Below are 19,134 nucleotides of genomic sequence, written 5' to 3'. Positions count from 1 at the left end.
GGTTGATATATCTCCCCTCCCGCGAGCGGGAGGGGAGATATATCAACCGCACCCATCAGAATGTCCCCCGCAGCGCAGACTCGGCATAGCCGGTCATATGCTCGCGCCATTTGGCATCGCCGATCGCGCCATAGGCCTCTGCGACAAAGGCCTGCATCAACAGGTTGCGCGCCTCCGCCATCGGCAGGCCGCGTTGCTGCGCATAGAACAGCGCCATGTCGTCGAGCTGACCAATGGCACAGCCATGCGCGCATTTGACGTCGTCGGCATAGATTTCGAGTTCGGGCTTGGCGTTGATCGTCGCTGTGCGATCGAGCAGCAGTCCCTTGGCACCAAGTGCGGCATCGGTCTTCTGCGCATCCTTCGCGACATCGATGCGGCCGATCATCGTGATTGTGGCCCTGTCCATCGCCACGCCGCGCATCACCTGGTTCGAGGTAGCGCCTGGGGCAACATGGCGGAGGCGGGTGACGATTTCGGTCACTTCTTCGCCGCGACCAATCCCCACAGCACCCAGTTCAAAATGCGCGCCTTCGGCCAAGGTCACATCGATATCGAGGCGTTTGTAACCGCCACCGGTGAGCAGAAAAAACGCTTCACACCGCGCGCCTTCGGCGATGTCGATCTGGTAACGTTGAATGTCGACCTTACTCGCGGCTCCCGTCGATACGCATCTATACATCGGATGCTTCGTACCTGCTGCAACGGCGATATGCTCCGCCTCGGGCAAGGCCTTCAGCCCGGCCAGCACCTCGGCAGGCGCATAGCGCCATTCCTCATCGCGGCGGGTGGGGAGGGTCGCCGTCATCTCACTGCACCGTCACTCTGAACTTGTTTCAGGGTCCATTTCGCCTCGCGAACCAAAGGTCTCAGTTGCACGATGGATGCTGAAACAAGTTCAGCATGACGAGAAAAGAAAAGGCAGGCTTTACCTGTCACGCCGCCAATTCCTTGTATCCCTCTCGCTCGAGTTCGAGCGCCAGTTCGGGCCCGCCGGTGCGCGTAATGCGGCCATCAGCGAGCACGTGGACGAAATCTGGCTGCACATAATCAAGCAGGCGTTGGTAGTGGGTGATCAGCAGCACCGCCTTGTCGGGCCGCCGCATGATGCGGTTGATGCCGTCACCAACCACGCGCAGCGCGTCGATGTCGAGGCCGCTGTCGGTTTCGTCGAGGATCGCAAGCGCGGGGTCGATGATGCCCATTTGCACCATCTCGTTGCGCTTCTTCTCGCCGCCCGAAAAGCCGACATTCACCGGGCGCTTGAGCATCTCCATATCCATCCCCATCGCATCAGCCTGCGCGCGGGCAAGCTTCAGGAATTCGCCGCCCGAAAGCGGTGGATCGCCGCGATGCTTGAGCTGGGCATTCAACGCCTCGCGCAGGAACTGCACGTTCGATACGCCGGGGATTTCGACCGGATATTGAAAACCGAGGAACAGGCCAGCCGCGGCGCGCTCATGGGGGTCCAAGCTTAACAAATCCACGTCGCCCCGCACTTGATGCGGGGCTTGGCTTTCTTTTTCACCGTCCGCAGTTAAGCCTAACCCCGTGTCAAGCACGGGGTGACGTGATGGGGGTGTGAAGGTGACGCTACCTTCAGTCACTTCATAGCCCGGGCGACCCGAAAGCACATAGCCCAGCGTCGATTTACCCGCGCCATTGGGCCCCATAATCGCATGGATTTCACCCGCATTGAGTGAGAGGGTGAGGCCCTTGAGGATCGGCTTGTCGGCGACCGTGGCGTGGAGGTTTTCAATCTGGAGCATCAAGTTTCTCATAAAGGTAATGGCGTTTCGGGTGCTGAAGCGCATTCTGCTGCGGGCCGTTCGTTCAAACACTGTTCGCGTTGACCTCGTAACCAATTGGGGTCACGAACTCGGTTTGTAATACTGTCAAACACAGTGCCGGTCGGCTTATATGTCTTTCGGTCGAGCGAAGTTGCATAAGCCTGCCAGAGCATGCGTTCGGCATTAAACAAAGCGGCGTTGAAGCGTGCAGCTTGAACTTGCGAAGCGCCCGTTGGTGCTTTGGTCCTTTGCGGGGCGATAGCAGCTGCCAATTTTTCGCAATTCGCAGAATGCTCAAACCGAATTTGATTCGCGTCTTGGTTGCAGGCGACCCCGACTTTGGACACAGCTTCCATTTCTAAAATCTGCCGCTCAACTGAGTCATCGCTGCAACCAGAGAGACTAGCAAATACAAAAATGAAGGCGCCACAAAGCCTCACATCACACTCCCGAAAAGCGAATTGCTGTCGACGTTCTGCTTGTTAGCTACAGCGACGTGGAGGTTGGCTATCTTGAGCATTATAGCCCTTCCAAGTCGTAGTTTCTAAACAGCGCTTCCGCCGTGACTCCGGCTCGCTTCCGAGCAGCTTTTTGTTCTCTTTCTTTGTCCACGCTTTTGAGCTCCCACCCCCACAGATGCTGGCATTGGGCAACAGCAACGCGAGAGATAGCGTCGACAAGACGGCTGCGGTCGGGCGTGTAGTGCGTCTGTCCAATGTCCTCCGTTAGCTTTACAGTGCGAGCATCTACGCACTCTTGCCATCTAGCTAAGGCCTCATTTTCGGTCGTGGTTTGCGATAACGCTGCCGATGCAAAGAGAACTAGAAAGCTCACCCAACGCTCCCCTCAAGGCTTATCCCCAACAACTTCTGCGCCTCGACGGCGAATTCCATCGGCAGTTGTTGCAGCACTTCCTTGGCAAAGCCGTTGACGATCAGCGCGACGGCCTCCTCCTGCCCCAGTCCGCGTTGCATTGCGTAGAACAGCTGGTCGTCGGAAATCTTGCTCGTCGTCGCCTCATGTTCGATCTGTGCGCTTGGGTTGCGGACTTCGATATAGGGGACGGTGTGCGCGCCGCTCAAAGAGCCGAGCAGCAGCGAATCGCACTGCGTGAAATTGCGCACGCCCTCTGCATTGGGGGCCACGCGCACTAGCCCGCGATAGGTGTTGTTGCTGTGCCCGGCGCTGATGCCCTTTGACACGATGGTTGAGCGGCTGCCCTTACCATTGTGGATCATCTTGGTGCCGGTATCGGCTTGCTGGTAATTGTTGGTCACTGCGACCGAGTAAAATTCGCCGACACTGTTTTCGCCGTTCAGCACGCAGCTTGGATATTTCCACGTCACCGCGCTGCCGGTTTCGACCTGAGTCCAGCTAACCTTGCTGTTCCGACCCTGACACAAAGCGCGCTTGGTGACGAAATTATAGATGCCGCCTTTGCCCTCTGCATCGCCGGGATACCAGTTCTGCACGGTCGAATATTTTATCTCGGCATCGTCAAGCGCGACCAGTTCGACCACCGCAGCATGCAGCTGATTCTCATCGCGCATCGGCGCGGTGCAGCCTTCGAGGTAGCTGACATAGCTGCCCTTGTCGGCGACGATCAACGTGCGCTCAAACTGGCCGGTATTTTCCGCGTTGATGCGGAAATAGGTCGAAAGCTCCATCGGGCAGCGCACGCCTTCGGGGATGTAAACGAAGGTGCCATCCGAAAAGACCGCGCAGTTCAAGGTCGCGAAATAATTGTCGTGCATCGGCACAACCTTGCCAAGCCACTTCTTCACCAGCTCGGGATATTCCTTGATCGCTTCGCTGATACTGCGGAAAATCACGCCTGCACGTTCCAACTCGGCGCGGAAAGTGGTCGCCACCGAAACACTGTCAAACACCGCATCAACCGCCACCTTGCGTGCGCCCTCGACGCCGGCGAGCACCTTTTGCTCCTCAATCGGGATGCCGAGCTTTTCATAAACGCGCAGGATTTCGGGATCGACCTCATCAAGGCTTTCGAGCTTTGGCTTGGCCTTGGGCGCTGCGTAATAGTAGGCGTCCTGATAGTCGATCGGCGGCACGTTGAGCTTGGCCCAGTCGGGCGGCGTCATCATTTGCCACATAGCAAACGCCTTCAGCCGCCATTCGAGCATCCATTCAGGCTCATTCTTCTTGGCGCTGATGAAACGGACCGTATCTTCGTTCAGCCCTTTGGGCGCGAAATCGGTTTCGATGTCCGACGCCCAGCCATGCTCATAATCGGCAACCTTGTCGGCAGCCTCGCGCGCCGCGCGATCTTTAATTTCGATTTCGTCGGTCATGCTTGCACCAGGCTCGTCAGTTTTACGTCAGCCAGCGCGCCGCGCACCGCCTGATTGACCACCACCCAATGCGGTTTGACGCTGCAGTCCGGCTCGATGGCGCAATTGCAAGTCGCGGCGTTGGTGCAGTTGGTCATCGCGATCGGCCCTTCGACCGCCTCGATAATGTCGGCAAGCGTGATCGCAGCCGCGGGGCGCGACAGTTGGATACCGCCACCTGCACCACGAACCGAGCGGAGTAGTCCGCCCTTGGTCAATATGCTCACCAGTTTTTGCACGGTGGGAAGTGCGATGCCCGTTTCGTCGGAAAGGGCGGTGGCAGACGTACGCGCACCCCCGCAATGGCGCGCCGCGGCACCCATTACAACAACAGCATAGTCGGCCATGTTCGAAAGCCGCATCAGCGCGCTCCAGACTGATTTCACATAATCGGATTGGATTAGTCCGATTTATATGCGCCCCAAAATAGGGAAAATCAACCCGGATAGGCCTCCAGCTGGCGAAAATTGTCCTTCGACAGCCAGACGCGCAGGATTTTGGTGTCATCGCTGTCGAGTGCGCCGGGGGTGCGGCCGGTGAAATGCCGGATTTCGCGGATCATGTGCGGCTGATCGTAAAAGAGCGATTCGACCCGTGCGCGCATCTCGGGCGTGGCGTCGGGATCGCACAACAAGGTTGCCGCCCGCAGCGCGCGATATTTGCGCATCAACTGCTTGGGCGAAGCGCCGAAATAGTGGCGGATCAACCGTGTTGCCGTGCTGCGCGACTTGTCGATCTTGGCAAAGACGGCTTCGACATCCGGATCAAACTCACTCGAAATCCATTGGCTGACGGTCTGAATCAGTGCGATATGATCGGCGGGGACTTGGCGGATGAAGGGCAGCAGGAACGTAGTTGTCTGTTCGACCATCTCACGCACCGAGATCCGGCCCTGCTTGCGATCCTCGCGGAAACGAACCGCCATTTCAGTAATTCCGGCACCGAACAAGTCGGCGGCATCCACCATCCGATCGGCATAGGCAGTCGCGGGTTTCCCGGTAAGCGCGACAAAACCCAGCGGCGACATGGCGAGTCCGAAATCCTCGAACGGGCCCTCTATATCGAATTCGGCATGCGCCATGCCGGGGCCGAATAGCGACACCGGATCGTTCCAATAGGTCTGCCCATCCTCGAACTGCAGGGTTCCCTGCCCGCGGATGTAAAAAACGATATGGCCGAGTGCGGCAGGTTGCGCATCTCGAACGCGCGGTTGTTCACAGCGGAAATGGTAGAATTGGGTGACAAAGGGTGCGAGCTCTGGCGGTGGTACAAACTGCGCCACCTCGATCTGCGACGGGGTGACATAGCCTGAAGCGCCGGAAGACGTTTCATCGGCAGCCGAAGCCGCATTGTCGAATCGCTCGATAGACATTTTTCGACCCCTGAAGACCAAGGTGGAACCGGCCTTCGCGGGACGGCCCTCGTCAGCACATAATGGGTCTGTGCCGATAAAAGTAAAGCGGAATAAGGCCTTGGCTTCTGCCTTGGTTAACGCTGTCCGGGTGCAGTTACCGTTTTCGGGCCGCTGTTGCGCGGTGCTGGCGGAGGTTGCTCGGCGCCGGGCTCTTCCTCACCGCTCCGCCCGAGCGCCTGATCGATCCAGGCTTCATCCAATGGCTCTGGCCCCTGTAACTCAGGGGGGATTCCCCCTGCTTCACCTGCAGGTTCGCCTTCGATCGGCATGCCATTTTCATCGACAAGGATTTCCTCGCCATCTTCGCCGAGCATCATTTCCTCATCGTCGAGCCGTTCGGGGAAAGTCACATCGGTGTCGAAATTCTCGACCGGGCGCTTGGCAACGGCGGTGCGCATATAATTCGCCCATGCAGCGGCCGGGGCCGTTCCACCCTGCAGATTGCCGACAGCGCGCGCATCGTCCCGGCCCATCCACACACCGGTGGTCAGGCCGGAGGAGAAACCGAGAAACCAGCCATCCTTGTTGCTGCTGGTCGTGCCCGTCTTGCCTGCGACCGGACGGCCGATAGAGGCAGCACGGCCTGTGCCGGTGGCAACGGCGGTCTGCATCAGATCGGTCATCGCGCCTGCAACATAGTCCTCGACCAGTTGCACCTGCCGCGCGGGTTTGTGCTTATAGATCACATTACCGTCGATCGTGGTTACCTTGCTGATCGCATAGGGCGTGACACTCCGCCCGCGCGAAGCGACCGAGGCAAAGGCGCGGGTCATATCGATCACCCGGGTTTCGGACGAACCCAGCACCATCGCTGGCGTCGTCGCAATCGGCGTGGTGATGCCAAAGCGCCGTGCCATATTGGCGATACTGCTGGTGCCGACTTCCTCACCAATTTTCGCGGCAACGGTGTTCTTCGAATAGGCAAAAGCGGTGCGCAGCGTAATCTCGCCCGAATAGGTGCCGCTGCTGTTGCGCGGCGACCAGCCGTTGATCGTCACCGCCTCATCGACCACCTTGTCTTCGGGACGGAACCCGGCCTCAAGCGCGGCCAGATAGACAAAGACCTTCCACGCCGAACCCGGCTGGCGCAGTGCCGTTACCGCGCGGTTATAGTTGCTGGTGGCATAGTCGGTGCCGCCGACCATCGCGCGCACCGCGCCGTCGCGGTCGATCGAGACCAGAGCGCCCTGTGCGCCGCGCGGCACGCCTGCACGAATGGCGTTGGACGCCGCACGCTGCATACCCAGATCGAGCGTCGTCCATACATCGATCGGCTTTTCGGTTTCATCGATCAGATTATCAAGCTGCGGAAGGGCCCAATCGGTGAAGTAGCGCACACTATCCTGCTTCGGCTCTGCCGCGAGCTGGACTTTGGCGGGCTGCACGGTGGCCGCCTCTTCCGCCGTGATCATTCCGGCATCCTGCATCACCTCCAGCACGACACCGGCGCGCCCGATGGCGGCCTTGGCATCGGCGGTGGGGGAATAACGCGAAGGCGCCTTCACCAGACCCGCGATGATGGTGGCCTCGGCCAGCGTGATATCTTCGGCACCATGATCGAAGAATTTACGGCTGGCGGCATCGACACCATAAGCGCCGCCGCCGAAATAGACCTTGTTGAGATAGAGCTCGAGGATCTGTTCCTTGCTGAACTTCGTTTCCATCGCCATCGCGAGGATGATCTCGCGCAGTTTGCGACCAATATCACGGTTGTTGTTGAGATAGACGTTGCGTGCCAATTGCTGGGTGATCGTCGATCCACCCTGCGCCCAATATCCGCGCTGGGCCCGGACCCAGAAGGATCGGGTGATGCCAATCGGATCGACGCCAGGATGCATGAAATATCGCCGGTCCTCCACCGCGACCATCGCATCCTTCATTTCGTGCGGGATTTCGTCGATGGGAATCCACCGGCCAAAGCTTGGCCCCAAAGTCTGGATCACGGTGCCATCGGCTGCGCGGACGCGGATCATCTGCCCGTTGGGGGATGATTTCAGATCCTCGAAACTTTCGATTTCGCCGCGCGCGATGGCGACAAATATCCCTACCACCATCAGGCCCAAAAGGGCGACAACGGTTCCGATTTTGAGCGAAGTGATCGTCCAGCGTTTGAAGCGCGACCCTTCCGCTGCCTTATATCCAGCTTTTGCCATTGGCGGACCTGTTAAAGCTTTGCCGGGAATCCGACAAGAAACTTTAACCGATTAATCCGGCTGGAAATCGAGCGAGACGCTGTTGATGCAATAGCGCAGGCCATTTTCACCCGGGCCATCGGGGAAGACATGCCCCAGATGCCCGTCGCATTTGGCGCAGCGCACCTCGATACGGACCATGCCATGCGAGGTATCACGATATTCCGTGATCGCATCGTCACTTACCGGTTCAGTAAAGCTCGGCCAGCCAGAGCCGCTGTCAAATTTGTCGGTCGAACGGAACAGCAAAGTCCCGCAACCACCGCAGTGGAATTCGCCCTCGCGCTTTTCAAGGTTCAATGAGCCACTGAAAGCCCGCTCGGTGCCCGCTTCGCGCAGCACATGATATTGCACTGGGGAAAGGCGCGCGCGCCATTCGTCTTCGCTGAGTTCCAGTTTGTCCATAATCCGAATGTGTGCCTTGCGCGCGCCAAGGTCAAGGCCGCTCAAATTGCTGTCCTTCATCCGAAATTAACCACAATCCGCGAAAATTGCTCCAAATGTATCGGAACCTAACACGCATTTTCTGTATCGGAGTCGCGCTGGCGCTGACGCCGGTCGCTTTCGCACAGGATTTCGATGCCGATCCGTTTGCACGCGATTCCGATGACAAAGCGAAACCGCTTCACATCGAAATCCGCAGTTCACTCGATTTCAGCCGCGCTACTTCGACGGGTGCCAGCGGTGGCAGCATAGCAATTGACCCCAATAGCGGCTCACGCACCGTTAGCGGCGATGTGCTCGACCTTGGCGGTTCGCCTTTCGCCGGCAATGCGGTGGTAACCGGGGAACCTGGTCGTGCAGTTCGTATCGACATGCCATCGGCCATCCGCCTGACCAGCGCCACAGGCGGGTCGGTCGAAATCGTCCATCTGCGGACCAACCTGTCGCCTGCGCCCCGACTCGACATGTACGGGCGGCTCGAATTTGCCTTTGGCGGCGATTTGTTGCTGAAAGGCAATGTGTCCGGTCAGTTCCGGGGGCGGATTCCGATTACAGCGGAGTATGAGTGAAGCTTATCGGCTCCGCGCCGCAGCCCGCGCAATACGCACCAGTTCTTCTTCGAACAGAGTTTCGTTGAGATCGGCCCCGGTCGCCATCAGCTTCGCCTCCACCTCTATCAAATGCGCGTTGAGTCCGGCGAGGCGCGGCGCGGTCCAGCGTTGGACCTGGCGGGTAAAAGCTTCCTGTTCCTTCCAGAAGATCGCGCGGTTCGCCCGCACAACGGCGCCTGCATTGGCCCCGTCCTCCACCTTAGCGCGCATTCCGGTGAGCAAAGCGATGCGGCGCTGCAGCGCGCGGATGATGCGGATCGCTTCAATCCCTATTGCGCGCGCCTCTATGATCGTGCGGCCCAGTGCCTTGGCATCCCCTGTCAGCACCTGATTGACCAGTGCGTTGATATCTTCCTCTGCGGTTTCGGCGGCCAGCGCCGACAGCGCCTGCGGCTCGACGGTCACAACACGGTCAGGTGCGGAATCATAATAGAGCGACAGTTTTTCCAGTTCCATCGCCACCAGCCGCCGGTCTTGCCCGGTATAGCGCACAATCTGCGCCGCCAGCGTCCGGTCTATCCGCAGGCCCAGCGCGCCAGCCGCCGCCACAGCCTGATCAACCGCCTCCCCCTCGCTTGGAGGATAGCAAATATAGGACAGGGCGCGCGGTGAGCCTTCGATCAACGTGCGTAGCTTGCTGGTTTTCTTGAGGTCGCCCGCCGTCGCAATCACCGGATTGCCGGCCTGTTCTGCCGACAAGAGATTGGCGATTGCATCCAGCCCTTCCTCGCGCGCGAAGTGCAGTCTGATATGGCGTGCCCCGCCAAAGAGCGATTGCGACGCCGCTTCGTCAGATAGCAAGGCAGGGTCGCTTCGCAGCTTTGCGCTGTCGATCTCGATCGCCTCGCTTTCGGGCCCAAGCCGCGCTATCAAAGCGCTCGCAATCGAAGCGGCGGCCGATTCATCCTGCCCGAAAACGAAAAACAGCCGGATATCATTCCGGCTTTCGATCGCGCCGATGAAATCCCGCTCGCTGAGCTTCCCGCTCATTGCGAATTTTGGGCGTAGAGCGACAGCCGCGTGACGATCTGTTCGGCAACCTTTTGCGTCAGATTTTCGAGCGCTGTGTTTTCAGCAGCGATGGTCGCATATTCGGAACTGACCACATCGATGCCGGCATCCGACCCCGCCGTCGCATCGAGCACCGTCTTGCTGCTTTCTAAATCGATCAACTGATAACGCGCGCGCAGCGTGCGCCGCTCGCGGGTGACGGTATCGTCGGCACGCACGCCGAAACCTTCGATCTGGTCGTCAAGCTTGACCACCAACCGGTATCGCGCGCTGTTGCCATGCGATGCACCCAGCCGGTCATTCAACGCATTGCGCATCAGCCAGCCATTTTTGCCCTCGATCGCATCGACCGTCACCGAACCAAGCAACGCTGAAACCTGCCCCTGCGACCCGCCGCTATAGAGCGGCTTCAACCCGCAGGCGGAGAGCAGAAGGGAAGCTAGAAACAGAGGCAGCAGTCGCATCATATAACGATATTCACCAACCGGTCGGGGACGACGATGATCTTTTTCGGGCTTGCGCCATCCATCGCACGCTGCACCTTCTCGCTTGCCAGCGCAAGCGCCTCCAGACTGTCTTTCGACGAACCCTTGGCGACCGTCAGCGTATCGCGCAGCTTGCCCATCACTTGAATAGCGATGGTCACCTCGTCATCGACCAGCAGTGCCGGATCATGTTCGGGCCAGGGCTGGCCTGCGATAAGGCCATCGTTACCAAGAGCTGCCCAAGCCTCTTCGGCCAAATGCGGCAGCATCGGTGCGACCAGCGAAACCAATGTGCGGATCGCGGTGGTGCGCGACGCGGAGGGCTGGGCCTTTTCGATGTCGTTCACAAGGCCGTGAACCTTGGCCACCGCTTTATTGAAATGCAGCGCTTCGATGTCCGCCGCAATCCCCGCAATTGCACGGTGTAGGCTTTTGTCGAGCGCCTTGTTTTCACCTTCGGCCGCTTCCAGTCCATCGACCAACCGCCAGACGCGGTTCACGAAACGCCAAGTGCCCTCAATCCCGCTTTCCGACCATTCAAGGTCACGCTCGGGCGGGCTGTCGGACAGCATGAACCAGCGCACAGCATCGGCACCATATTGGTCAAACATCGGATCGGGATCGACGACATTTTTTTTGGACTTCGACATCTTCTCGATGCGACCCCGTTCGACGGGCGCGCCGTCTAGGGTAAACGCCTTCTCGCCTTCGAACTTGATGTCTTCGGGCGAAAGCCAAGCACCGTCGGTCGATTTGTAAGTCTCATGCGTCACCATCCCCTGCGTGAACAGCGCGGCGAAGGGCTCGGCGAAATCCAGCTTGCCGACCTTCTGCAACGCCCGCGTCCAGAAACGGGCATAAAGCAGGTGCAGGATCGCATGTTCGATTCCGCCAATATATTGCCCGACGGGCAGCCATGCCTCGGCCTCTTCCTTGTCGAAGGGCTTGTCGTCGGGCTGCGAAGCGAAGCGGATGAAATACCAGCTCGAATCGGCAAAGGTATCAAGCGTGTCGGTTTCGCGCACCGCCGGTTCCTGGCAATTGGGGCATTTCACATGCTTCCAGGTCGGGTGGCGATCGAGCGGGTTGCCGGGGATGTCGAAGCTGACATCGTCTGGCAATTGCACCGGCAACTGGCTGCGCGGCACCGGCAGCACGCCGCAAAACTGGCAATGGATGATCGGGATCGGCGTGCCCCAATAACGCTGGCGGCTGACGCCCCAGTCGCGCAGGCGGTACTGCGTTTGACCCTCACCCCAGCCTTCGGCTTCGGATTTGGCGATGACCGCGGCTTTCGCCTCGTCGACCGACATGCCGTCCATCCAGTCCGAATTCACGATCTGGCCCGGCCCGGTATAAGCGACATCGCCTTCGAAATCGCTTTCGGTCAGATCGCCCTCGGCCACCACGCGGCGAACCGGCAGGCGGTATTTGCGCGCGAAATCCAGATCGCGTTGGTCGTGCGCCGGGCAGCCGAAAACCGCGCCGGTGCCATAGTCCATCAACACAAAATTGGCGACGTAAACGGGCAAATGCCAACTAGGGTCGAGTGGATGTTCGACCGTCAAATTGGTGTTAAAGCCCATTTTCTCGGCGGTTTCGAGTTCGGCCGCGGTAGTCCCGCCGCGTTTGCAATCGGCAATAAAATCCTGCAGCGCAGGTGCATTCTCCGCCAGCGATTGCGCCAGCGGGTGATCCGCAGCAATCGCAACAAAGCTGGCACCAAACAGCGTATCGGGCCGGGTTGTGAACACCTCGATGCCGTCCGGCGACCCCACCAGATTAAAGGTGCAACGCAGCCCTTGCGACTTGCCGATCCAGTTTTCCTGCATCAGCTTGACCTTCTCGGGCCAATGCTCAAGCCCGTCCAAGCCTTCGAGCAGTTCCTCGGCGAAGTCGGTGATCTTCAGGAACCACTGATTCAACTTCTTGCGCTCGACCAGCGCACCCGAGCGCCAGCCGCGTCCGTCAATCACTTGCTCATTCGCCAGCACGGTCATGTCGACCGGGTCCCAATTGACCTCGCTTTCCTTGCGATAGACAAGACCAGCCTTGTAGAAATCGAGGAACAGGGCTTGCTCGTGGCCATAATAATCGGGCTCACAGGTGCTCAGTTCGCGCGACCAGTCGATGGCGAGGCCCAGCCGCTTGAGCTGTTTCTTCATCGCCTCGATATTCTGGCGGGTCCACGCACCGGGATGGACTTTCTTTTCCATCGCCGCATTTTCGGCGGGCATCCCGAAACTGTCCCAGCCCATCGGGTGGAGCACGGCATGGCCGGTCATCGCCTTGTAGCGCGCCAGGACGTCACCCATCGTGTAATTGCGCACATGCCCCATATGGATGCGCCCCGACGGATAGGGGAACATCTCGAGGATATAGCTTTTCGGACGCGGATCGGTGGCGGGCGGGGCCTTGAACACCGCCTGCTCTTCCCAGATTTTCTGCCAATGCCCGTCCGCCTTGAACGGGTTGAATCGTGACGCCATGGTCTTCCCTGTTGGTCTTCGCGCCTTCAACGCGAAGACGCGGGAATTTTGCTATCAGTCGGCGATTGCGCTCCGGCGAAGGTCGCGCGCCTTGGTAAGGATGATGCCTTCAAGCTTTTGCACAGTCGCCGCACGGGTCGCAGCCGCAACCCACTGGCCGTTCTGCAATACTTCGCGGCTCGCCGCCACGCGCAGGGCATCGGCACGCAGATCCTGATCGAGGATCGACACGGTCAGCTTCATGCGTTCGCCAGGGCTGTTCGGGTTCACATACCAGTCGGTGACGATCACGCCGCCTGCGCTGTCGGTCTGCAGCAGCGGCATGAAGGACAGCGCATCGAGCGAGGCGCGCCACAAATAGCTGTTGACGCCGATAGTCGTGACCTGGCTTGCTGCCAGATCGGTCTTGGGCCGTTCCTTGCCACCACAGGCAACCAGTGCCAAAACCGAAGCCGTGACCAGGACGAACTGGTTAAAACGCATATTGATTCCTCGCGATTTCGCTATTTGTGCGGACGTCTCTATTCACCTTTGTTGGCGCGGGCAAGCTTTCGCGAAACTGAACCGTTATTGGCTGTGCATATCACCCGGAAAAGTCAGGATTCCGGTATCATTTGCAACCGGTTGTTGTGTCTGCGCAACATATTGTCAAAATCAGCGGCCTTGTGGATAAAATAGTTTGTCGCTGTTGTAATTAGGCCTATATTTCAAATCAGATGGAGTCGTAATAATACGGTCATGAAACGGGGTGTAGCAAATTTTGGCCTTAAAGGCCGCAGGGCAGTTGCCTTTTTGGCAACCGGCAGCCTGTTGCTGTCACCTGTGCTAGTCCCTGCTTTTGCAGCACAATTTTCTGCGCCTAGCGCCAATTCCAGCAGCTGGATGAGCCGCTTCACGCCTGCGGGCGTCGACAGCCGCCTTGCCGTCCGCGCTGAGCGCAAAGCCGTTGCCGGAAACCAGTTCCGCTTCACGCCCGCAGGCCTTGATCGCAAGGGCAACAATGTTTTGACCGTCGCGGCTCGGACCGATCTTGCGAATTCGGCAAATGCGGTTTCGATTCGTTCGGCGATCGAGAAATTTGAAGCCGGTTCTGGCACGACCGTTCGTTTGAACAATTCGAACTACCAATTGTCAGCCGCGCGCGGCTGGCAGGGCTTCAAACTGCCCGCCAAGGCGGTGCAGGTTGAGCAACCCCGCTTGTCGGGCATGGTCGGCAAGGGCGATTTCCGTCTTGATGCCTCCGATAAGAAGAAGCCAAGCCGCTTCAACACCGATCTCAGTGTCGACAAGGTCGGCAACGCCACCCCCAACCCACGCGGTTCGGCGGCTGCAGGCGATTATGCACTTAAGGTCGGCGGCAGCTTCTCGATCTCGCGGCGCATCGACGTGACTGCAGGTGTCCGTTATTCGAGCGAACGTGATCGTATCGCGCCCGCTGCAAACAGCAGCCCGGATAACGAAGCCGTCTATGTCGGCACCAAAATCCGCTTCTAATCAGTCCTGAGTTCTGAACGCGTCGATGGCTGCCCAGCCATGTACCAAGCTGCACGGCCATTTGGCAGCCTGCGCGCGGTTCATGCCGCCAAGTGCAATGACCTTCGCCGGCTGGCACATCTTCGCGAGCGTTTTGAAACGCACAGGCCCCAAGGGTCGGTTACCCGGATGCGATTGTGTGGCTCGCAGGGGGGACAGGAACAGGATGTCCGCCCGGAAACGCTTCGCCGCTGCAATTTCTCGGGCATTATGCACAGGTGCGCTGTGTAGATGCAGTGAAGCGGAACGCCTTCGTCCGTACACACCATCGGCATGCCACGCCCGCGCGGTTGCACCGTCACCTGCCAGAAAAACGATGTGACCCCGCTTCGCACATACCCGCCGAACTTTGGCAAACAGCTTGCGACGTTGTGTGGCATCTAATTGGTAGTGTCGAAAAATCACCCCTGACCCCATCGGCAATCTCTGGATCGAGGCGAGCAATTCATCCCCCAGCCTTGGATCGGTCATCAGCCAGATACGCGGTATCGGTTTTCGTAATGGCTGGCAGGCGGGCATGGCAGTGGCTATAGCGCGCGACCATGCCCGATGCGACTCCAGAAAGCCCGGCCCAGCGCCTTGCCAAAATCGAAGCCGAAATGGCGCACGCCTGCAAACTTGCCCGGCGCGCGCCCGATTCCGTTACGCTCATCGCCGTTTCAAAAACGCGCTCGGCGGACGAAATCAGGCCACTGCTGGAGACTGGCCACCGCGCATATGGCGAGAACCGCGTGCAGGAAGCCGCGACGAAATGGCCCCAATTGCGGAAAGCCTATCCCAAAGTGCATCTACACCTGATCGGCCAGTTGCAATCAAACAAGGCCGACGAGGCTGTCGAGCTGTTCGACTGCATCCATTCGCTCGACCGCCTGTCGCTACTCACCGCACTTACAAAAGCGATGGCAAAGGCGGGAAAGCGGGTGCCCTGCTTCATCCAGGTCAATATCGGCGAGGAAGAGCAGAAAGGCGGCTGCGCAATTGCTGAGCTTCCTGAACTAATAGACGCGGCCAAAGCGGAAGGTGTGGAGGTGATCGGCCTGATGTGCATCCCGCCCGCCGAAGTCGAGCCCGCCCCCTATTTCGCGCTACTGGCCGAACTCGCTGCCCGCCATGGCCTGTCGCAGCTCAGCATGGGCATGTCCGACGATTTTCCGACCGCGATCCAATTGGGCGCGACGCATATTCGCGTCGGCACGGCTTTATTCGGCCCGCGCCCGGCTGGCTGACAGAGGAAAGCAGAGCACCCGCCCAGCCGCTGGCACTAGCGCCTCGGTCGCATAGCCCCCGCAAGCTTCGCCGATCACCGAATCGTCGGCGTCGAGGCCTCCCGTCAAAGCCCCGAAAGCGGGCAGGATCAATTTGGTTGAACTGCGCACGAAACAGCGCCGCGACACCAAACGCCCCCTGATTTCCTGCCGGAACTTGGGGTGAAAATGGCCCGACATTTCGGGTCGTGGATCGCGCGGTTCCGCCTCGTGGCGCAGGACGATGCCATCAAGGCAAAGCTCGTCATGGATGACTCCGCCCCAATTGGCCGCAATGCCCGGATCATGGTTGCCGACAATCCAGCGCCAGTCATGGCTGGCGGTCAATTGCCGGAGCAACCGGGCGGCTTCATCCTCCAGCCGCGCCTCTCCGCCATCGTCATGGAAATTGTCACCCAGGCAGAAAATCGCCTCGACCGCATATTTGCGCACAAGCCCCGCCAATTCTTCGAGCGTCGCCCGGCTGTCATAAGGCGGCAGGAACTGCCCGCCCATCGCATAGCTGGACGCCTTTTCAAGGTGCAGGTCAGCGACCAGCAACGCCTTGCGCGCAGGCCAGTGAAGCGCCGCCTCACCGACTGCTTCAAAGCTATGTCCGCCAAAGGAAATCTGCGCTGTCACAGCCGATGCTATGGGCAATGCGCGATGGGCTGACAAGCGGCGGCTTTTGCTTTATGCGCGCCGCCATCATGCTTTCGGTCGTTGCCCTCTATCATTTCGCACCCATATCCGATCCGCGCGCGGTGCGTGAACCGCTGTTCGCCTTTTGCGAGGAACGCGAGATCAAAGGCACGCTGCTGATCGCCAAAGAAGGCGTCAACGGCACAATTGCGGGCGTGCAAGAAGCGCTGGAGGATGTGGTTGCTTATATCCGCAGCTGGGATGGCTTTGCTGCGATGGACGTCAAATATTCGCATGCCGAGGCGATGCCTTTCGGCAGACTGAAGGTGCGGCTGAAACGCGAGATCGTGACGATGGGAGTCGAGGGCATCGATCCCCGCTCCGACGTCGGCCATTATGTTGATCCGGCGGACTGGAACGCGCTGATATCGGACCCTGAGACCATCGTCATCGATACGCGCAATGATTTCGAGGTTCAGGCCGGAACCTTTGAACGCGCGATCAATCCCGAAACCGCATCATTCCGGCAATTCCCGGCCTGGTTCGATGCCGAGGCGGAAAAGCTGCGCGCCGAAGGCAAATCACCCAAATTCGCGATGTTCTGCACCGGTGGCATCCGCTGCGAAAAGGCAACCGCCTATGTCCGCGCGCAGGGATTTGACGAGGTCTATCACCTCAAAGGCGGTATATTGAAATATCTGGAAGAGGTGCCTTCCGCCGAAAGCCGCTGGCAGGGCGATTGCTACGTCTTTGACGAACGCGAACTGATCGGCCACGGCCTTGAATTGCGCAAAGACAAGGCCGCCTAAGGGCTGGCGAGTGCTAGCCTGCTCAATGGTTCGTTGCGCGCACCGCGCGGCAAATCAAATGCGACGCGCCGGTTGCCGAAGTCGATCACCACGCGATCAAACAGCTTCAGTGCATCCATGCCGAAAAGGATTGCGGGTCGATCGTTCAGATCGAGCGCGTGGAACGCATAATTGTCGGCAAAGGTAACCGGTAGGTTGGCGACATTGAAACTGCCAATCTTGATTTCCTTTATCTGGCTGAAATCGCCGTGCAGTTCCTTGCCCGTGACGCCTTTCATCTTCACTGGTTGATAATCAAAACGCAGGTGGCGTTTGCGCAACCGGTCGCGCAGCGCGAAATTGCCCATGCTGGCTTGCGCGCCCGTATCGAGGATGATGTCCACCTTGAAACCGTCAATTTCGGCGCTCGAAAGGATCATTCGGCCTGCCCGTTTCTTGGCGCTGACCACGATCATGCCCTGTTCGAGCTTGCCGGGGCGCTTGCCGATGGCCGAAGGCAAGACTTCGAGATGCTGGGTGCGGAAATCGAGGAAGACCTTGCTGTCCTCCAGACTGTCGATGCCGAGCAGCCCATTGCCGCCAAGATTGCTGCGTTCGAGCGCGGGGGCTTCGATGCCTTCGACATTGTGCGATTTGAGCGACAATAACTCGATATAAAAGGATGGGGCGACTGCGGGGCCAGTTATGGTGGCCAATCTGAGCTCGGGTCCGGCCTCTAGCGCCAGCCGCTTGGCCAGATCGCCCGAGATCACCGTGCGTTCTGCCCCGGTATCGACGATGAAATCGACGGGCTCGCTGTTGTTGATGCGCACCGGAACGGTCATGCGGTCAGATCGGTCAATTTCAAATTGCTGGATCACCGACAACTCGGGGACCAGTGGCACCTCTGCAGGCGGATTGACCTCCTGCCCGCCGGCGAACGCCATCAACGGTGCTGCGCAGAGCGCCAGCATCGAAATTCCAAGCCAGTGTCGCATGGCTGTTCTCCTCTGGCGCGATACTACGCCTCGCGAGAGCGGCGAACAAGCGCCGTGTGGATTATTCGACGAACGGCATTCAGGGCGTCATCGCGATGCCCGCAAGGCTCTCCGCCTCGACCAGCAGCGCGTCGTCGACCGAGCCCTGCGCCACGCTCTCGCGCCCGATCATCACCATCAACGGCACCGCCATCGGACTGACCCGTTCGAGCCGGATGTGCAGCATCGTATTTTCTGCCCGGTCGAGCAGATCGCCCAGCCGCTCGACATCGGTAAGCCGCGCCCGCGCATCGTGCCATGCTGCCTCCAGCAGCAGGTGGCCGGGTTCATATTTGCGCAGCACGTCGTAGATAAGGTCGGTCGAAAATGTAACCTGCTTGCCGCTCTTGCGCTTGCCCGGATGCTGTCGCTCGACAAGACCCGAGATGATCGCGACCTCGCGGAAAGCCCGTTTCAACAGGTAGCTATTTTCGACCCAGTCGACAAATTCCTCTTCCAATATGTCGGACGAGAAGAGCGAGGCAGGGTCGGTCACCTCCTCCAAACTCCAGATACCCAGCGCATAGTCGCTGGCGACAAAACCCATGGGTTTGAGCCCGCGCATTTCCATCCGCTTGGTCACCAGCATGCCTAGCGACTGGTGCGCGTTCCAGCCTTCGAACGGATAGACCACCAGATAGTGCCGCCCTTCATGCGGGAAGGTTTCGGCAAGCAATTGCCCCGGTTCGGGCAGCGCCGAGCGGTAATCCTGCATCTCCAGCCATTCGCGCACATCATCGGGAAAGCGCGCCCAGCCTGCCCGGTCGGTGAGGAATGCGCGTACCCGGCTGGCAAGGTGCGTGGTCAGCGGCATGCGCGCGCCCATGTAGGACGGGATCTGTGCCGCCTTTTTTGCGGCACGGACAATTAGGTCAAGATCGCGGATCGCCTCTACCTCCAGCGCCATGCCAGCGAAGATGAAGCTGTCGCCGGGGCGCAAGGGCGCGGCGAAATATTCCTCCACCTTGCCAAGATTACGGCCATTTTTGAAGCGAACATCGAGCATAGGTGCGTCGACAATGATCCCGGCATTAAAGCGGTGCTGGGCAGCAAATTTGGGGTGGGCGAGTCGCCATCCTTTAGCCCTCTCCCCTTCAGGGGGG

At 59.3% G+C, this 19,134-nt stretch carries 19 protein-coding genes and 1 pseudogene; 4 read left to right on the top strand and 16 right to left on the bottom strand.

Annotation, left to right across the window (positions count from 1 at the left end):
• Nucleotides 1-55: 55 nt before the first annotated feature.
• The 8 genes from ABL922_RS11970 to msrB all read right to left on the bottom strand — a co-directional run bounded on the left by ABL922_RS11970 (nucleotide 56) and on the right by msrB (nucleotide 8,152).
• On the bottom strand, nucleotides 56-808 hold the full coding sequence (locus tag ABL922_RS11970) for a SufD family Fe-S cluster assembly protein (RefSeq protein WP_349024437.1): 753 nt from the start codon (nucleotides 806-808) through the stop codon (nucleotides 56-58).
• Nucleotides 809-935: 127 nt separating this feature from the next.
• Nucleotides 936-1,769: a Fe-S cluster assembly ATPase SufC gene (gene sufC, locus ABL922_RS11965; protein ID WP_349024436.1), complete on the bottom strand. Its 834-nt coding sequence runs from the start codon at nucleotides 1,767-1,769 to the stop codon at nucleotides 936-938.
• A gap of 8 nt (nucleotides 1,770-1,777) precedes the next feature.
• Nucleotides 1,778-2,230 carry a hypothetical protein gene (locus ABL922_RS11960; RefSeq protein ID WP_349024435.1) on the bottom strand — a complete coding sequence of 151 codons (453 nt, stop codon included), beginning with the start codon at nucleotides 2,228-2,230 and terminating at the stop codon, nucleotides 1,778-1,780.
• 390 nt (nucleotides 2,231-2,620) lie between these two features.
• Entirely contained in the window at nucleotides 2,621-4,102 is a 1,482-nt protein-coding gene (gene sufB / locus ABL922_RS11955) for a Fe-S cluster assembly protein SufB (RefSeq protein WP_349024434.1), read from the bottom strand.
• Nucleotides 4,099-4,503, bottom strand: a complete 405-nt coding sequence (locus ABL922_RS11950; protein ID WP_349024440.1) for an SUF system Fe-S cluster assembly regulator — start codon at nucleotides 4,501-4,503, stop codon at nucleotides 4,099-4,101. The genes sufB and ABL922_RS11950 overlap by 4 nt, the downstream gene beginning before the upstream one ends.
• A 74-nt stretch (nucleotides 4,504-4,577) precedes the next feature.
• Nucleotides 4,578-5,513 carry a helix-turn-helix domain-containing protein gene (locus ABL922_RS11945; RefSeq protein WP_349024433.1) on the bottom strand — a complete coding sequence of 312 codons (936 nt, stop codon included), beginning with the start codon at nucleotides 5,511-5,513 and terminating at the stop codon, nucleotides 4,578-4,580.
• A 116-nt stretch (nucleotides 5,514-5,629) separates the two neighbouring features.
• On the bottom strand, nucleotides 5,630-7,708 hold the full coding sequence (locus ABL922_RS11940; RefSeq protein WP_349024432.1) for a PBP1A family penicillin-binding protein: 2,079 nt from the start codon (nucleotides 7,706-7,708) through the stop codon (nucleotides 5,630-5,632).
• Nucleotides 7,709-7,759: 51 nt separating this feature from the next.
• Nucleotides 7,760-8,152, bottom strand: coding sequence for a peptide-methionine (R)-S-oxide reductase MsrB (msrB, locus tag ABL922_RS11935; RefSeq protein WP_349024439.1), 393 nt, complete (start codon nucleotides 8,150-8,152; stop codon nucleotides 7,760-7,762).
• A 95-nt stretch (nucleotides 8,153-8,247) separates the two neighbouring features.
• Between msrB and ABL922_RS11930 the strand changes: the two genes are divergently transcribed.
• Complete coding sequence (locus tag ABL922_RS11930; protein ID WP_349024438.1) at nucleotides 8,248-8,760, top strand: DUF4402 domain-containing protein; 513 nt, start codon at nucleotides 8,248-8,250, stop codon at nucleotides 8,758-8,760.
• A 3-nt stretch (nucleotides 8,761-8,763) separates the two neighbouring features.
• On the opposite strand, the gene holA is transcribed toward ABL922_RS11930, so the two are convergent.
• From holA to ABL922_RS11910, 4 genes are read right to left on the bottom strand one after another with little or no spacing between them, the layout of a single operon-like run.
• The gene (gene holA / locus ABL922_RS11925) at nucleotides 8,764-9,792 is read right to left on the bottom strand and encodes a DNA polymerase III subunit delta (RefSeq protein WP_349024431.1); all 1,029 of its coding nucleotides are present in this window, start codon (nucleotides 9,790-9,792) and stop codon (nucleotides 8,764-8,766) included.
• Nucleotides 9,789-10,280 (bottom strand): LPS assembly lipoprotein LptE, encoded by a 492-nt coding sequence (gene lptE, locus ABL922_RS11920; protein ID WP_349024430.1) that lies wholly within the window; start codon nucleotides 10,278-10,280, stop codon nucleotides 9,789-9,791. The genes holA and lptE overlap by 4 nt, the downstream gene beginning before the upstream one ends.
• A complete protein-coding gene (gene leuS, locus ABL922_RS11915; protein ID WP_349024429.1) occupies nucleotides 10,277-12,787 on the bottom strand; it encodes a leucine--tRNA ligase in 2,511 nt (836 codons plus the stop codon). The genes lptE and leuS overlap by 4 nt, the downstream gene beginning before the upstream one ends.
• Nucleotides 12,788-12,841: 54 nt before the next feature.
• Nucleotides 12,842-13,270, bottom strand: coding sequence for a DUF3576 domain-containing protein (locus tag ABL922_RS11910; RefSeq protein ID WP_349024428.1), 429 nt, complete (start codon nucleotides 13,268-13,270; stop codon nucleotides 12,842-12,844).
• A gap of 255 nt (nucleotides 13,271-13,525) precedes the next feature.
• Between ABL922_RS11910 and ABL922_RS11905 the strand changes: the two genes are divergently transcribed.
• On the top strand, nucleotides 13,526-14,281 hold the full coding sequence (locus ABL922_RS11905) for a hypothetical protein (RefSeq protein WP_349024427.1): 756 nt from the start codon (nucleotides 13,526-13,528) through the stop codon (nucleotides 14,279-14,281).
• On the opposite strand, the gene ABL922_RS11900 is transcribed toward ABL922_RS11905, so the two are convergent.
• A complete protein-coding gene (locus ABL922_RS11900; protein ID WP_349024426.1) occupies nucleotides 14,282-14,839 on the bottom strand; it encodes a thiamine phosphate synthase in 558 nt (185 codons plus the stop codon). It lies immediately after the preceding gene.
• Between the two features lie 23 nt (nucleotides 14,840-14,862).
• Between ABL922_RS11900 and ABL922_RS11895 the strand changes: the two genes are divergently transcribed.
• Nucleotides 14,863-15,546: a YggS family pyridoxal phosphate-dependent enzyme gene (locus tag ABL922_RS11895; protein WP_349024425.1), complete on the top strand. Its 684-nt coding sequence runs from the start codon at nucleotides 14,863-14,865 to the stop codon at nucleotides 15,544-15,546.
• Here ABL922_RS11895 and pdeM read toward each other — a convergent pair.
• Nucleotides 15,520-16,206 carry a ligase-associated DNA damage response endonuclease PdeM gene (gene pdeM / locus ABL922_RS11890; protein ID WP_349024424.1) on the bottom strand — a complete coding sequence of 229 codons (687 nt, stop codon included), beginning with the start codon at nucleotides 16,204-16,206 and terminating at the stop codon, nucleotides 15,520-15,522. The genes ABL922_RS11895 and pdeM overlap by 27 nt on opposite strands.
• A 53-nt stretch (nucleotides 16,207-16,259) precedes the next feature.
• Between pdeM and ABL922_RS11885 the strand changes: the two genes are divergently transcribed.
• The gene (locus ABL922_RS11885) at nucleotides 16,260-17,015 is read left to right on the top strand and encodes a rhodanese-related sulfurtransferase (protein WP_349024423.1); all 756 of its coding nucleotides are present in this window, start codon (nucleotides 16,260-16,262) and stop codon (nucleotides 17,013-17,015) included.
• On the opposite strand, the gene ABL922_RS11880 is transcribed toward ABL922_RS11885, so the two are convergent.
• On the bottom strand, nucleotides 17,012-17,992 hold the full coding sequence (locus ABL922_RS11880; RefSeq protein ID WP_349024422.1) for a retroviral-like aspartic protease family protein: 981 nt from the start codon (nucleotides 17,990-17,992) through the stop codon (nucleotides 17,012-17,014). The genes ABL922_RS11885 and ABL922_RS11880 overlap by 4 nt on opposite strands.
• 79 nt (nucleotides 17,993-18,071) lie before the next feature.
• Nucleotides 18,072-19,134: pseudogene (locus ABL922_RS11875) on the bottom strand (DNA ligase-associated DEXH box helicase); the annotation flags it as partial.

It is taken from the genome of Sphingorhabdus sp. (genome assembly GCF_040079335.1).
Classification (GTDB): Bacteria; Pseudomonadota; Alphaproteobacteria; order Sphingomonadales; family Sphingomonadaceae; genus Sphingorhabdus_B.
Note: the sequence above shows the minus strand (reverse complement) of the source record. Positions and strands in the feature narration are given on the sequence as shown.

What these genes read in the sequence shown, in the direction of transcription:
- ABL922_RS11970 (WP_349024437.1), bottom strand. Translation starts at nt 808, where the DNA reads ATGACGGCGACCCTCCCCACCCGCCGCGATGAGGAATGGCGCTATGCG.
- sufC (WP_349024436.1), bottom strand. Translation starts at nt 1,769, where the DNA reads ATGCTCCAGATTGAAAACCTCCACGCCACGGTCGCCGACAAGCCGATC.
- sufB (WP_349024434.1), bottom strand. Translation starts at nt 4,102, where the DNA reads ATGACCGACGAAATCGAAATTAAAGATCGCGCGGCGCGCGAGGCTGCC.
- ABL922_RS11950 (WP_349024440.1), bottom strand. Translation starts at nt 4,503, where the DNA reads ATGCGGCTTTCGAACATGGCCGACTATGCTGTTGTTGTAATGGGTGCC.
- ABL922_RS11945 (WP_349024433.1), bottom strand. Translation starts at nt 5,513, where the DNA reads ATGTCTATCGAGCGATTCGACAATGCGGCTTCGGCTGCCGATGAAACG.
- ABL922_RS11940 (WP_349024432.1), bottom strand. Translation starts at nt 7,708, where the DNA reads ATGGCAAAAGCTGGATATAAGGCAGCGGAAGGGTCGCGCTTCAAACGC.
- msrB (WP_349024439.1), bottom strand. Translation starts at nt 8,152, where the DNA reads ATGGACAAACTGGAACTCAGCGAAGACGAATGGCGCGCGCGCCTTTCC.
- ABL922_RS11930 (WP_349024438.1), top strand. Translation starts at nt 8,248, where the DNA reads ATGTATCGGAACCTAACACGCATTTTCTGTATCGGAGTCGCGCTGGCG.
- holA (WP_349024431.1), bottom strand. Translation starts at nt 9,792, where the DNA reads ATGAGCGGGAAGCTCAGCGAGCGGGATTTCATCGGCGCGATCGAAAGC.
- lptE (WP_349024430.1), bottom strand. Translation starts at nt 10,280, where the DNA reads ATGATGCGACTGCTGCCTCTGTTTCTAGCTTCCCTTCTGCTCTCCGCC.
- leuS (WP_349024429.1), bottom strand. Translation starts at nt 12,787, where the DNA reads ATGGCGTCACGATTCAACCCGTTCAAGGCGGACGGGCATTGGCAGAAA.
- ABL922_RS11910 (WP_349024428.1), bottom strand. Translation starts at nt 13,270, where the DNA reads ATGCGTTTTAACCAGTTCGTCCTGGTCACGGCTTCGGTTTTGGCACTG.
- ABL922_RS11905 (WP_349024427.1), top strand. Translation starts at nt 13,526, where the DNA reads ATGAAACGGGGTGTAGCAAATTTTGGCCTTAAAGGCCGCAGGGCAGTT.
- ABL922_RS11900 (WP_349024426.1), bottom strand. Translation starts at nt 14,839, where the DNA reads ATGCCCGCCTGCCAGCCATTACGAAAACCGATACCGCGTATCTGGCTG.
- ABL922_RS11895 (WP_349024425.1), top strand. Translation starts at nt 14,863, where the DNA reads ATGCCCGATGCGACTCCAGAAAGCCCGGCCCAGCGCCTTGCCAAAATC.
- ABL922_RS11885 (WP_349024423.1), top strand. Translation starts at nt 16,260, where the DNA reads ATGCGCGCCGCCATCATGCTTTCGGTCGTTGCCCTCTATCATTTCGCA.
- ABL922_RS11880 (WP_349024422.1), bottom strand. Translation starts at nt 17,992, where the DNA reads ATGCGACACTGGCTTGGAATTTCGATGCTGGCGCTCTGCGCAGCACCG.